The sequence below is a fragment of the Kitasatospora aureofaciens genome (assembly GCF_019192735.1).
Taxonomy (GTDB): domain Bacteria; phylum Actinomycetota; class Actinomycetes; order Streptomycetales; family Streptomycetaceae; genus Kitasatospora; species Kitasatospora aureofaciens_A.
Genome location: NZ_JAHTKP010000006.1, coordinates 52,877 through 65,649 on the forward strand (window position 1 = coordinate 52,877; position 12,773 = coordinate 65,649).

Consider the following 12,773-nt stretch of genomic DNA (forward strand, 5'->3'; position numbering starts at 1 on the left):
TCAGCCCCGACTGTCAGCCCCGACGCGACCGCTGTCAGCCCCGGCGCCCCGCCGTCGCCCCGTCCCCCTTCCACCGGTAGCAGAGCTCCGGCCGCCCGACACTCCCGTACTGCGGCTCGCGCGCCGCGAGCCCCGTGTCGACGAGGTGCTCCAGGTACCGGCGGGCGGTGATCCGCGAGACCCCGGCGGCGGCGCCCGCGGCAGCTGCCGACAGGCCGGTCGAGGCCTCGCGCAGCACGCCGGCGACGGTGTCCAGGGTGGGCGCGCTGAGCCCCTTGGGGAGGGCGCTGCGCTCGGCCGTACGGAGCAGGGCGAGCGCCTGGTCCACCTCGTCCTGGCCGGTCGCCTCCCCGGTCCGGCCGAGGGTGTCGCGGTAGCGGGCGTAGCGTTCGAGGCGGTCGTGCAGGGCGGCGGCGCTGAACGGTTTCAGCAGGTACTGAACAACCCCCGCCGAGACCGCCTGCCGGACCATGGCAAGGTCGCGGGCCGAGGTCACCGCGATGACGTCGGTGGTGTGGCCGGCGGCGCGCAGCGTGCGGCAGAGCTGGAGGCCGTGACCGTCCGGCAGGTAGAGGTCGAGCAGGGTGAGGCCGATGGGCGTCCCGGCGGCGCGGGCGCGCTCCAGGAAGCGCAGCGCGTCCGCGCAGCTGTGCACCGTCCCGGCGGCGTGGAAGCCGGGCTCGCGCTCGACGTAGAGGGTGTGCGCTGCGGCGGCGACGGGGTCGTCCTCGACGATCAGCACCGGGATCCCGGGAGCCGAAGCGCCGGCCCCGGAAGCGCCCGTCACGACGCCGCCCCCGCCCCTTGCAGGGGCAGTCCCTGCCCGACCTGCCTTCCCTGCCCCGCCTGCCCCGCGAGCGGCAGGCGGACGGTGAGCACCGCACCCCGCTCCCGGCCGACCTCGACGGTGCCGCCGTTGCGCCGGGCGGCCTGGGCGACGAGGGCCAGCCCGAGGCCGTGGCCGCGACCGTCCTGCTTGGTACTCCAGCCGCGCCGGAACACGTCCTCGACGGCGGCTGGGTCGATACCCGTTCCGGTGTCGGCGACGCGCAGCACCAGGTGCTCGGCCCCGTCGATGTCTCCGCCGTCGATGTCTCCGCCCTCGTTTTCTCCGCGGTCGACGTCGATCCGGGCGGTGACGGTGACCTCCGGCGGGACAGGACTCTCGGCGGCCCCGGCGATCGCCGCGTCCACGGCGTTGTCGATCAGGTTTCCGAGCACGGTGATCAGGTCCCGGGCGGAGAGGCCGGGCGGCAGCACGCCGTCGTCGATCCGGCTGTCCTCGGTGAGGGTCAACTCCACGCCCCGCTCGGCCGCTTGGGCTGCCTTGCCGAGCAGCAACGCGGCCAGGACGGGTTCACTGACGGCGGCGACGACCCGGTCGGTGAGCTGCTGGGCGAGCGCGAGTTCGGCCGTCGCGAACTCCACCGCCTGTTCGTGGCGGCCGAGTTCGATCAGCGAGACGACCGCGTGCAACCGGTTGGCGGCCTCGTGCGCCTGGGCGCCGAGCGCCTCGGTGAAGCCGCGAACGGAGTCCAACTCGCCGCTGAGCGACTGCAGTTCGGTGTGGTCGCGGAGGGTGACGACCCGGCCGAGGCCGGTGCCGATGGTGGACGTGTTGAGCACCACCACCCGCTCGGCGGTCAGGTGCACCTCGTCGCGCACCGGCTCGTCGCCGAGCACGGCGGCCACCAGCGTCTCCGGCAGGCCCAGCTCCGCCACCGGCCGACCCTCCACCTCCCCCGCCAGGCCGAGGAGTTCACGGGCGGCGTCGTTGCACAGCACCACCCGGTGCGTCCGGTCGAGCAGGACCAGGCCCTCGCGCACCGAGTGCAGGGTCGCCTGGTGGTACTCGTAGACGTGGCTGAGCTCGGCCGGCCCCATGCCGTGAGTATGCCGTCGCAGCCGGGAGTTGGCCAGGTACGTACCGGCGCCGCCGACCGCGAGCGCGGCCACCGCCACCCCGGCCAGGGCCAGCAGCGGGCCGCTCAGCTGTGCGGAGATGCTCTCCACCGTGAGGCCCGCGCTGACCAGCGCGATCACCCGGTGCCGGTCGTCCAGGACCGGGGTGACCACGCGCACGGAGGGCCCGAGCGTGCCGGTGTACGTCTCGCTGCGGGTCTCGCCCGCGAGCGCCCAGTCGATGTGCCCGAGGAAGCGCTTGCCGATCTGGTCCGGCAACGGGTGGGTCCAGCGCACGCCGTCGGTGTTCATGACCGTGATGAACGAGACCCCGGTGTCCGCGCGCACCTGCTCGACGTAGGGCTGGAGCACCGCCGTCGGGTCCGGCCCGGTGACGGCGGTCCGGACGGTCGGCGAGTCGGCGACCGAGTGGGCGACGGCGGTCACCTCGCGGCGGGCCGCGGCCTCGGTGCGGTCGGCGGTGAAGAGGTACGCGAGCACGGCGCCGCCCGCCACCACGGCGGCGACGATGACCACCTGTACGACGAACAGCTGCCCGGCCAGACTGCGGACCAGCCGGCGCGGGGCGAGGAGCAGTCGGCGCGGGGCGGTGGGGGTGCGCACGGACATGCCTGCCAGTGTGCACCACGTCCGCGCGCACCCCCAGAGGTGCGATCCCGCCTGCAGGACCTCGACGGCAGCTCAGCCGATCGTGAACTCTATGAACGCAAACGTGACCTCCGTCACTCCCGGGCCCGATAGTCGGAGCGGCCCACCACCCGGGGCCGCCAGGACTGCAGGGCGAAGGAGCCACAGATGTCGATCGCTGGAGCCGCACAGCCGGCGGGGGGCAGACCCGAGGAGACCTCGGACGGACACCGCACGCGGGGGCAGGACGCGCCGCCCCCCGCGAAGCGGGACCGCACCCACTACCTCTACCTCGCCGTCATCGCCGCCGTGATCGCCGGTGTGGTGGTCGGGCTGGCCGCGCCCGACTTCGCCGTCGAGCTGAAGCCGGTCGGGACGGGCTTCGTCAACCTGATCAAGATGATGATCAGCCCGGTGATCTTCTGCACCATCGTGCTGGGCATCGGTTCGGTCACCAAGGCCGCCAAGGTCGGCAAGGTCGGCGGACTGGCCCTCGGCTACTTTCTCGCCATGTCGACAGTCGCGCTGGCCATCGGCCTCGCGGTCGGCAACCTGCTGCAGCCCGGCGGCGGCCTGCACCTGACCGCCGCGCTGGCCAAGTCCGGCCACGCCCAGGCCGCGGCGGGCGGCGCGCAGTCCACCTCCGACTTCCTGCTCGGGATGATCCCGACCACCATGTTCTCGGCCCTCACCGAGGGCAAGGTGCTGCAGACCCTGCTGGTCGCACTGCTCGTCGGCTTCGCCCTGCAGGCGATGGGCCCGGTCGGCGCCCCGGTGCTGCGCGGCGTCGAGCACGTGCAGCGGCTGGTGTTCCGGGTCATGGCGATGATCATGTGGGTCGCGCCGATCGGCGCCTTCGGCGCGATGGCCGCCGTGGTCGGGGCGACCGGCACGGCCGCGCTGAAGAGCCTCGCCGTCATCATGATCGGCTTCTACGTCACCTGCGCCCTGTTCGTCATCGTGGTGCTGGGCGCGCTGCTGCGACTGGTCGCCGGGGTCAACGTGTTCGCGCTGCTGCGCTACCTCGGCCGCGAGTTCCTGTTGATCCTCTCCACGTCCTCGTCCGAGAGCGCGCTGCCCCGCCTGATCGCCAAGATGGAGCACCTGGGCGTCAGCCGCCCGGTCGTCGGCATCACCGTGCCGACCGGCTACAGCTTCAACCTCGACGGCACCGCGATCTACCTCACCATGGCGTCGATCTTCATCTCCGAGGCGATGGACAAGCCGATGGCGATCGGCGAGCAGCTGTCGCTGCTGGTCTTCATGGTGATCGCCAGCAAGGGCGCGGCCGGGGTAACCGGCGCCGGGCTGGCCACCCTGGCCGGCGGGCTGCAGTCGCACAAGCCGGCGCTGGTGGACGGGGTCGGGCTGATCGTCGGCATCGACCGGTTCATGTCGGAGGCCCGGGCGCTCACCAACTTCGCGGGCAACGCCGTCGCCACCGTCCTGATCGGGCGCTGGACCGGCGAGTTCGACGCGGCGCGGGCGCGGCGGGTGCTGGCGGGCGAGCTGCCGTTCGACGAGCGGACGCTGATCGACACGCACGACGGGGACGGGCCGCATGCAGTTCCGGCGGGTTCGCCTTCGCCTGAACCTGAAGCCGTTCCCGCCCGGGGCAGCGCGGCGACGGCCGCCTGACACCCCGCCCCCGTAACAACGAACAACTGACGGAAGACAGATTTCGACATCTGTTATCCGTCAGTTGTTCGTTGTCATCCCCTCGCCGTCCATCACCCACCACCCACCACCGTCACAGCTCCTCGGACCCACTGACCGCCCAGGCCAGACCGCACGCCGGATCCTCCAGCGCCACATGAAGGTGCCGCAGCCCGGCCGCCGGCTCGTGCCAGGTGAAGCAGCGCATCCGGGCCACCAGCGCGTTCACCTCGGCCCGGACCGGGCCCTCCGCACCCGCCATGGCGCCCAGCGCCCGCCAGAGCGCCAGCCGTCCGTGCGCCGCGCCGCGCGCCCGGTCCACCACCCCCGCCTGCACCAGCGCCGGCACGGCGAGCGCGAACGGCAGGTACCCGCCGGTGACCAGCGGGCCACGGGCCAGCTGGGCAGCCGCCTGCGAAGCCGGGCCGCGCACACACGCCACCTCCGCCCAGTCCGCCAGCGCCGCCAGCGCCCGGGTGGCCCGCTGCCCGCGCAGCCGCAGGCCGGGCTCGGGCAGCGCCACCGACCCGAGGCCCTCCCGGCTGGCCGGCAGCGTCAGCAGCGCGCTGCGCGCACCCCCGCCCGGCAGGTAGTCGCGAACCCGAGCCCCCTCGCCCCACCCCGCCGCCTCCCACGGCTCCAGCCGGAGCGGCACGCCCTCCGGGTCCGGCTCGGCCCCGTAAGAAAGGTCCTCGCCGACCAGCACCCGGGTGTGCGCGACCAGCCGGCGCACGGGGGCCGGGCCGAGCAGCGGGGCCAGCCGCAGCCAGGAGTGCCGGGTCGCCAGCACCTCCCACAGCGGTCCGGCGTCGTGGTCGCCGGCCCCGGCCGCGGTGTCCGGGCCGCCGTCCCGGTCGAACAGCCGGACGGCCAGCTCCGGCGGCGCCGAGTACGCGATCAGGTGACCGAGCGGTGCGGCCTCCGCCGGCCCGTACGGCTCGCCGACGCGCTCCACCGCTTCCGCCCGGGTCTGCCGGTAGGCGGCCAGCAGTTCGGGCCAGCGGCCGTCGTCGGCCAGGGCGCGCAGGCAATGGTCCTCGTACGTGATCACGATTTTCAGCGTACGGGCCGGGGTGGCCCATCAGCTGACTTGTCGTCAGCTCGGTGCGTCGGGCCGCCCGGGCCGGGCCGCCGACCGCCCCCATCGACCTCGCGCTCACGCGCAAGGAGCGCACGCAGGCGCGCGTGGGCACGCCGACGGGTGACCGCCAGGGTGCTGCGATGCAGCCCCAGCAGCTCCGCCGCCTCGTCGACGCTGTAACCGTCGAGGTCCACCAGCACCACCACCCGGGCCTGCTTGGCGGTCAGACAGCCGAGCAGCCGGACCACCTCCCAGCGCGCCTGCAGCTCCGCCATCCCCCCGCCGAGCGGGTCGGCCGCCGCCGCGCGGTCCTGCTCCCGCTCGACCGGATCGGGCAACGTCGCCCGGCGGCGGTCCCGGCGCCACTGGTCGCGCAGGATGTTCGCCATCGTCGTGAACACGTAGGCGTACGGCTGCGGATGGCCGAGGAACCGCTCCGGGCGGCGGGCGATCCGCAGATACGCGTCGTGCACGACGTCCCCGGCCGCGCACGGGCTTCCGGCAAGCGAGGCGGCCGCCAGGTGGAGTCTCGGCAGCATTTCCGTGAACACCCGGTTGAAATCGGCCGGTTCGACGCCCGGCTCGCACCCACCCGCACAGCGATCGCTGAATTCCACCATGCCGCTCTCCCCGGAAATCGGCACCCCGAAGGCCCAGTTGGGCTCACCTCGACCAGGCGCACAACTGTGACTCAGGTCACATCATAGTTCGTCGTCTCACTCTTCGCAGTCATTCGTGTGCAATACGTCATCGGCCGCATGAGGAGCGGGAATTCACCACCGACCACCGGCTCCGCACGGTCGGGGCGCACCGCCCGATGAGAACCGTTGAACGAGGAGAACCACCCATGTCGGGTTGCATCGCCAGGAAGATCGCCACGTTCGGGGTGACGGCCGCCGCCGCCCTCGGCGTGCTCGGGACGACCACCCTGCCGGCCGCCGCCGAACCGGCCACCGACCAGACCGTCATCGCGGGGGCGAGCGCCGCGTTGCCCTCCGTCGCCACCGCCTCCTACCACTGCGTCATCACCGCCAACTACGGCTGGCGCTGGGAGGGCTACTGCAACGTCTACTCCGGCGAGATGCGCACCATCACCTACTGCGCCGACGGCTCGCACACCACCGGCCTGTGGATCGGCGCACGGCCGGAGGCGTGGGACGTGTGGGGCAACTGCCCGGGCTCCACCTGGACCCGGATCGTGTTCCAGAGCCGGGGCTGACCGGCTCGTCATCCGACCATCTGACCGCCCGACCATCCAACCAGGGGCGCCGCCCAGCGGGGCGGCGCCCCTGAGGACTGAGCGCCGGCAGACGACAGCGAACAGATGACAGCAGACAGATGACAGAGTTTGAAATCTGTGATCTGTCTGCTGAAATCTGTCAGCCGTCAGCAGTCGCCCGCTACCGCGCCGTCACCCGGATCCGCATCGGGCTCGCCGCCCGGAGCGTGATGCCCTGGGCGAGCGCCACCCGCCGGTCCACGACCTCCACGTCGAAGTCCCGCAGCAGCACGCCCAGCGCCAGCACCGCCTCCAGCATCGAGAAGTGCTGCCCGATGCACGCCCGCGGGCCCCCGCCGAACGGGAACCACGCGTACCGGTGCCGGTCCTTCTCCCGCTCGGGCAGGAAGCGGTCCGGGTCGAAGCTGTCCGGCTCGTCCCAGTGGTCGGGGTGCCGGTGGGTCACCCACGGCACGACGAGCACCTGGGAGCCGCCCGGGAGGACGTGCCCGTCGATGACCGTCTCCGCCACCGACCGCCGCCCGATCAGCGACGCCGCCGGATAGAGGCGCATCGCCTCCTTCAGCACTCGCGTGATGTACGGCAGCGCCTCCAGGTCCGCGGCGGTCGGCGCGCGGCCGGTCAGCACCGCGTCCGCCTCCTCCTGGGCGAGCCGGCGCTGCTCCGGGTGCCCGGCGAGCAGGTGCAGGGCGAAGGCGAGCGAGGTGGCCGTGGTCTCGTGCCCGGCGAGCAGGAACACCAGGACCTGGTCGCGGAGTTCGGCCGGATCGAGCCGTTCCCCGTCCTCGCCGCGGGCCCGGCGCAGCAGCGCCAGCAGGTCGTCCGCTTCGTCGTCGGCCTGGCCGCGCACGGCCCGCTCGGCGATGATCCGGTCGCAGACCGCGTACAGGGCCCGCTGCGCCTCGGTGCCGCGCCGGTTGGCCGGGGCCGGAAAGCGCCGCGGCAGCCGGATCGGGGCGAAGCCCCGGTCCATGACGTACGCGCCGAGCACCGGGAAGCTGCTGTGCACGACGGCCACCGCCTCCTCCACATCCGCGCCGAACAGGATCCGCGACACCGCGCGCAGCGCGAACCGTGACATCTCGTCCGCCGCGTCCACGACGCCGCCGGGCACCGTGTGCCAGCGCTCGGTGAGCGCCTGCGTCTCCAGCGCGATCGCGTCCGCGTAGCCGTCCACCCGGCGGCGCGTGAACAGCGGTTGGATGAGCCGGCGCTGGCGCTGGTAGTCGCCGTCCTGGCTGGTCAGCAGGCCGTTGCCGACGCTGGTCCGCAGCTCGTCGTAAAAGGCGTTGTCCTTGCGGAAGTTGGCGGCTTCGCTGCCCAGCACCTGGTGGGCGCCCTCCGGGGAGAACACCGCGTAGAGGTCGGTCCCGAGCCCGATCGGCCCCACGTGGAAGCGGACCACGTCGCCGTAGTCGCGCCGGGCGGCGCGCAGGGTGCGCAGCGGACGGCGGCCGAGGTCGAGCCCCGACCCGATCAGGGGCAGCCCGGGCGGGCCGGGTATCGAGCGGGTGACAGTGGCGGTGGTGGTGGTCATCGGGTCTCCTTCTCCGCGGGCGACCCACCAACCTAACTGACGGTCGATCAGTGGCGGAAGGGCTCACGAAGGGGGCGGACGCCGATCTGCCCGCGTCCGCCCCCCTCCACCCGCAGGCCCCTTCCGGGCCAAGCCCCCCGCAGGCCCAAGGACCGCCTACTCGCCCTCGGTTACTCGTACTCGGTACCGCCCTTGCGCGTCAGGTAGGCGTCGCTGACCACCTTGGCGATCGCCCGTCCGCCGACGACCATGCTCCAGCGCTCGGTCACCGGCCGGATCACCACGCCCTCGCGCAGGTGCAGTTCACGCCCCGAGACGGTCTCCTTGCCCTGGGCGAGCGCCAGCACGGCGTCCGGGTCGAACGGTCCGCGCCACAGCTCGGGCACCAACGGCAGTTCGCCGTCCAGCAGTTCGGCCGCCGACAGCCAGCGCAGCTGCCCGTCCACCACGGCGGACACGTCGAACGCGGCATAGCCGGGCAGTTCGGTCCGGCCGGACGCGCCGTACGTCAGGTCCTGCACGCCGGCGCCGAAGACCTCGCCGAAGATACCGACCCGCTCGGCGCCGAGCCGTTCGGCCAGCCGGGCCGCCACGGCCGGTATGCCGTGGGCGCGCACCGTCCGCCAGTACAGGTTGCGTTCGTCCTCGGCCAGCGCGAGCCCCTGCGCGCCGATGCCCTTGGACGAGACCTGCACCTCGCCGGTGGCGGCGACGTACGTCACCAGGCAGCAACTGCCGTGCAGCTTCTCGGTCAGCACCACCGGCTCGCCGGGCTCGAAGATGTCCGGGTAGCGCTTGAGGTTCTCGATGTCCACCCAGGGCAGCAGGTCCGGCGCGCTGACCACGTCGCCGCTCATCGAGGTCGGGATCGGCGGCTGCCACTTGACGACCCCGAGCGCCTCGGCGAAGTCGTCCCCGCGCTCGGCGGCGGCGGCCAGGTCGGTGCCGGCCAGGGCGGCCGGGAGGCAGACGATGCCCTGCGACAGCTCGCCGCGCAGCCGGACAGCCTTCACCCGGTCCGCCCGGCTGCCGGCCAGCTTGCCGGTCAGGCCCAGATCCTCGATCAACTCGGCCGGGAGCACGGACTGTTCGGGAATATAGACGGCGTAGTCGCCGGTCCGGTACCTGCCCTTCGCGACCACCGCCCGGTAGAGGCCGACCTGCGCGAGCTCCAGTGCATCGGCATTCGGGTGTTCCAGGATGATCAGCTTCTCGGCGGTCACGCGCAGTGTGGACATGGACGGACTCCTCCCCCTTGGCTCGGCACTCTCGGCAGGTCGGCCAGAGCACGGACGGCCACCACTCTGGCCGTTCGGGCCACCTCGGCGCGACGCAATTTCCACCCGTCCGACGCGCGCCGGATGCGCGCCGGACGCGCGTCCACCTCACGCCGCCACGCACCCCCACACGCCCCACCCACCCCCGGCACTACCGTCCGTGCACGTTTGAGCCTTCCCACAGCTGGGCAGACACCCCCGCCACACCCCGCCTGTGCAATGCGACAGACGATTTCTCACTCGCATTTGCGGCACTATGATCACCGTAATGGCCGCACCTGCGGCCTCACCTCCGCGCCCCTTCCGGCGCGTGCCCAGAAGGGGAAGCGCCGATGAGCCCCCGTACGACCGCCACCCGCAGACTCGCCGTCGCCGCCGCGGCCCTCGCCCTCAGCCTCGGGGTCACCGCGTGCGGCAGCGACGGCGGCAGCAAGTCCTCCGGCGGGGCGTCCTCATCGTCCGCCAGTGCCCCGACCGGCACAGCGAGCGGCGCGGCGACCGGCGGCAGCGTCCCGAAGGCCACCGGCGACATCACCGTCTTCGCCGCCGCCTCGCTCAAGGAGACCTTCACCGAGCTGGGCAAGAAGTTCGAGGCCGCGAACCCGGGCGCCAAGGTCAAGTTCAACTTCGGCGGCAGCTCCAGCCTCGCCACCAGCATCAACTCGGGCGCCCCGGCCGACGTCTTCGCCGCCGCCAGCCCGGCCACCATGAAGACCGTCACCGACCCGGGCGGCGCCAGCGGCCAGCCGGCGACCTTCGTCAAGAACACGCTCACCATCGCCGTGCCCAAGGGCAACCCCAAGCACATCACCGGCCTGAACGACCTCACTGCCTCCGGCGTGAAGGTCGCCCTCTGCGCGAAGGAGGTGCCCTGCGGCGCCGCCGCCCTGACCGCGCTCAAGGCCGCCAACGTCAACCTCACCCCGGTCACCCTGGAGCAGGACGTCAAGGGCGCGCTCACCAAGGTCGAGCTGGGCGAGGTCGACGCCTCGCTGGTGTACAGGACCGACGTGAAGGCCGACGCCGGCAAGATCGACGGCGTGGACTTCCCCGAGGCCGACAAGGCCGTGAACGACTACCCGATCGCCGCCCTCGCCAAGGCCCCGAACAAGGACGGCGCCGCGGCCTTCGTCGCGTACGTGCAGTCGCCCGAGGCCAAGCAGGTGCTGACCGCGGCGGGCTTCCAGGCGCCGTGAGCGACCGCACCACCGGCTCCGACGCCGGCCCCGGGGACGACCGTGGGGGCGCCCCCGGGGCCGGCGTCGGCAACCCCAACGAGACCGGCCCCGGCACGGGCACGGGCACCGAAGCCCTCCCGCCAGGCGCAGCACGAGCGCGGAAGGCCCTGCCACGCCGGCGACGGCATACGCAGCGCGTCCCGGTCACGCTGCTGCTCCCGGCGCTGCTCGGGCTGGCGTTCCTGATCCTCCCGCTGGTCGGCCTGCTGATCCGGGCCCCCTGGAGCACCCTGTCCGACCAGCTCACCAGCACCGCCGTGTGGGAGGCGCTGCGCCTGTCCCTGGTCTGCGCGACGGCCGCCACCGCGGTGTCGCTGGTCCTCGGCGTCCCGCTGGCCTGGCTGCTCGCCCGCACCGAGCTGCCGGGCCGCCGGGTGATCCGGGCGCTGGTCACGCTGCCGCTGGTGCTGCCGCCGGTGGTCGGCGGTGTGGCGCTGCTGCTGGTCCTCGGCCGGCGCGGGATCGTCGGCTCCTGGCTGGACTCGACGTTCGGCATCACGCTGCCGTTCACCACCACCGGGGTGGTGATCGCCGAGGCGTTCGTGGCGATGCCGTTCCTGGTGATCAGCGTCGAGGGCGCGCTGCGGGCCGCCGACCCCCGCTACGAGGAGGCCGCCGCGACGCTCGGCGCGTCCCGGCTGACCGCGTTCCGCCGGGTCACCCTGCCGCTGATCGCCCCGGGCATCGCCGCCGGGGCCGTCCTCGCGTGGGCCCGGGCGCTCGGCGAGTTCGGCGCGACGATCACCTTCGCGGGCAACTTCCCGGGCCGGACGCAGACGATGCCGCTGGCCGTCTACCTCGCCATGGAGTCCGACCCGGAGGCGGCGATCGCACTCTCCCTGGTCCTGCTGGTCGTCTCCGTCGCGGTCCTGGTCGGCCTGCGCGACCGGTGGATGTCGACGCCATGACGGCCGCCCCAGCCACCATGACCGCCGCCGCCACGCCCACAGCGACCACAACCACGGCCGCCATGACCGCAGCGACCATGGCCGCGGCCATCATGACCGCCCCGATCCTCTGGACGGCCGCCCCATGACCAGAGCCCCCATGACCACCGTCCCCGCCCTCGACGCCCGACTGCGGGTGGACCGCGCCGCGTTCACGCTCGACCTCGCCCTCACCGCCGCGCCCGGCGAGGTGATCGCCCTGCTCGGCCCGAACGGCGCCGGCAAGTCCACCGCCCTGCGCGCCCTCGCCGGGCTGCTCCCGCTCACCGGCGGCCACCTGCGCCTGGACGGCCGCCTGCTCGCGCACCCCGGGCAACACCTGCACACCCCCGCCGAGGAGCGCCCGGTCGGCGTGGTGTTCCAGGACTACCTGCTCTTCCCGCACCTCAGCGCGCTCGACAACGTCGCCTTCGGCCCGCGCTGCCAGGGCCGCCCGAAGCGCGCCGCACGGGCCGAGGCCGCGGCCTGGCTGGAGCGGATGGGCCTGGCCGACCACGCCGCCGCCCGTCCGGGCAGCCTCTCCGGCGGCCAGGCGCAGCGGGTGGCTCTCGCCCGGGCGCTGGCCGTCCGGCCCCGGCTGCTCCTGCTGGACGAGCCGCTGGCCGCCCTGGACGCCCGCACCCGCCTCGACGTGCGCGCCCAACTCCGGCGCCATCTGGCCGAGTTCGAGGCAGTGGCGGTGCTGGTCACGCACGACCCGCTGGACGCCATGGTGCTGGCCGACCGGCTGGTGGTGATCGAGGGCGGCCGCGAGGTGCAGTCCGGCACTCCGGCCGAGATCGCCCGCCGGCCGCGCACCGACTACATCGCCCGCCTGGTCGGCCTCAACCTGTATCAGGGGCAGGCCGACGGCCACCGGGTGACGCTGGCGGACGGCACGGTGCTGGCCACTACCGAGGAGCTGTCCGGCTCGGCGTTCGTCGTCTTCCCGCCGTCCGCCGTGACCCTGCACCGGGAGCGGCCCGACTCCAGCGCGCGCAACGTGTGGGAGGCCGAGGTCACCGGCCTGGACCTGCACGGCGACCAGGTCCGCGCCGACCTCACCGGCGACCTGCCGATGGCCGCGGACCTCACCCCGGCCGCCGTCGCGGAGCTCGATCTGGCGCCCGGCACGAGGGTGTGGGTCTCGGTCAAGGCCACCCAGACGCACGCCTATCCGGCCTGAGCCGCGACTGTCCCCCGGCCTCGCCCGCAGCTTCCTGGCGGGCGTGCTCGGTAGGAGGCCTCGCGCGATTAGCAACCCATCG

Annotated in this window: 12 protein-coding genes; 6 read left to right on the forward strand and 6 right to left on the reverse strand. The window is 73.4% G+C overall.

Annotated features, from left to right (window positions below):
* Nucleotides 1-34: 34 nt before the first annotated feature.
* Together KV557_RS08730 and KV557_RS08735 are read right to left on the reverse strand one after the other, a co-directional pair.
* Complete coding sequence (locus KV557_RS08730) at nt 35-787, reverse strand: response regulator (RefSeq protein ID WP_218199198.1); 753 nt, start codon at nt 785-787, stop codon at nt 35-37.
* Nucleotides 784-2,532: a sensor histidine kinase gene (locus tag KV557_RS08735; protein ID WP_218199199.1), complete on the reverse strand. Its 1,749-nt coding sequence runs from the start codon at nt 2,530-2,532 to the stop codon at nt 784-786. The genes KV557_RS08730 and KV557_RS08735 overlap by 4 nt, the downstream gene beginning before the upstream one ends.
* Before the next feature lie 186 nt (nt 2,533-2,718).
* On the opposite strand from KV557_RS08735, the gene KV557_RS08740 reads away from it, so the two are divergent.
* Nucleotides 2,719-4,188 (forward strand): cation:dicarboxylate symporter family transporter, encoded by a 1,470-nt coding sequence (locus KV557_RS08740; RefSeq protein ID WP_218199200.1) that lies wholly within the window; start codon nt 2,719-2,721, stop codon nt 4,186-4,188.
* 112 nt (nt 4,189-4,300) lie between these two features.
* Here KV557_RS08740 and KV557_RS08745 read toward each other — a convergent pair whose 3' ends face one another.
* Both KV557_RS08745 and KV557_RS08750 read right to left on the reverse strand, forming a co-directional pair.
* Nucleotides 4,301-5,257, reverse strand: a complete 957-nt coding sequence (locus KV557_RS08745) for a hypothetical protein (protein WP_218199201.1) — start codon at nt 5,255-5,257, stop codon at nt 4,301-4,303.
* Nucleotides 5,258-5,262: 5 nt separating this feature from the next.
* On the reverse strand, nt 5,263-5,931 hold the full coding sequence (locus KV557_RS08750) for an RNA polymerase sigma factor (protein WP_308129815.1): 669 nt from the start codon (nt 5,929-5,931) through the stop codon (nt 5,263-5,265).
* 203 nt (nt 5,932-6,134) lie between these two features.
* On the opposite strand from KV557_RS08750, the gene KV557_RS08755 reads away from it, so the two are divergent.
* Nucleotides 6,135-6,506, forward strand: coding sequence for a hypothetical protein (locus KV557_RS08755; protein ID WP_218199202.1), 372 nt, complete (start codon nt 6,135-6,137; stop codon nt 6,504-6,506).
* A gap of 181 nt (nt 6,507-6,687) precedes the next feature.
* On the opposite strand, the gene KV557_RS08760 is transcribed toward KV557_RS08755, so the two are convergent.
* Together KV557_RS08760 and KV557_RS08765 are read right to left on the reverse strand one after the other, a co-directional pair.
* A complete protein-coding gene (locus KV557_RS08760) occupies nt 6,688-8,064 on the reverse strand; it encodes a cytochrome P450 (RefSeq protein WP_218199203.1) in 1,377 nt (458 codons plus the stop codon).
* Between the two features lie 170 nt (nt 8,065-8,234).
* The gene (locus KV557_RS08765; protein ID WP_218199204.1) at nt 8,235-9,302 is read right to left on the reverse strand and encodes an RNA ligase (ATP); all 1,068 of its coding nucleotides are present in this window, start codon (nt 9,300-9,302) and stop codon (nt 8,235-8,237) included.
* 371 nt (nt 9,303-9,673) lie between these two features.
* Between KV557_RS08765 and modA the strand changes: the two genes are divergently transcribed.
* The 4 genes from modA to KV557_RS08780 all read left to right on the forward strand — a co-directional run bounded on the left by modA (nt 9,674) and on the right by KV557_RS08780 (nt 12,691).
* Nucleotides 9,674-10,537, forward strand: a complete 864-nt coding sequence (modA, locus tag KV557_RS08770) for a molybdate ABC transporter substrate-binding protein (protein ID WP_218199205.1) — start codon at nt 9,674-9,676, stop codon at nt 10,535-10,537.
* 149 nt (nt 10,538-10,686) lie between these two features.
* Nucleotides 10,687-11,487: an ABC transporter permease gene (locus KV557_RS08775; RefSeq protein ID WP_218199376.1), complete on the forward strand. Its 801-nt coding sequence runs from the start codon at nt 10,687-10,689 to the stop codon at nt 11,485-11,487.
* A complete protein-coding gene (locus tag KV557_RS42380) occupies nt 11,484-11,615 on the forward strand; it encodes a hypothetical protein (protein ID WP_256177137.1) in 132 nt (43 codons plus the stop codon). Before KV557_RS08775 ends, KV557_RS42380 begins: the two co-directional genes overlap by 4 nt.
* Nucleotides 11,612-12,691: an ABC transporter ATP-binding protein gene (locus KV557_RS08780; protein ID WP_218199206.1), complete on the forward strand. Its 1,080-nt coding sequence runs from the start codon at nt 11,612-11,614 to the stop codon at nt 12,689-12,691. Before KV557_RS42380 ends, KV557_RS08780 begins: the two co-directional genes overlap by 4 nt.
* Nucleotides 12,692-12,773: the final 82 nt, after the last annotated feature.